The sequence below is a fragment of the Pantoea sp. SIMBA_079 genome (assembly GCF_046940275.1).
Taxonomy (GTDB): domain Bacteria; phylum Pseudomonadota; class Gammaproteobacteria; order Enterobacterales; family Enterobacteriaceae; genus Pantoea; species Pantoea borealis.
Genome location: NZ_JAWRYR010000250.1, coordinates 1 through 275, shown reverse-complemented (window position 1 = coordinate 275; position 275 = coordinate 1). Strand labels below are relative to the sequence as shown.

The window sequence follows — 275 nt, the reverse complement described above, 5'->3', positions numbered from 1 at the left end:
ACCTTCGTCCGGTTGCTGGCCCGTCTGACCGATGCCGAACTGCCGCTGGGCAGCCCGGCGCTGGCGGACCGCTTGAGCCAGTGGATCGACTGGACGCGGGCGGTGGTGCTGTCGAAGGTGCTGGACGCGAAGCCCGCCGAGTCTGAACCAGCGACGCAAGTCGTTGATCGCGATGACGCCGCCGTCTGCGCGAAGGCGCGGACGACGCTGCTGGCGGCGATCGCCGAGGCGCCGGAGCTGGCGATTCCCCAACCGCCTGCGGCCGGGACACCGGA

1 protein-coding gene is annotated in these 275 nt (G+C 71.3%); it reads left to right on the top strand.

Annotation, left to right across the window (positions count from 1 at the left end; all coding sequences use genetic code 11):
- Positions 1-275: DUF3348 family protein (locus SB719_RS19900; RefSeq protein ID WP_412159700.1), on the top strand; the 275-nt coding region annotated here is incomplete at both ends.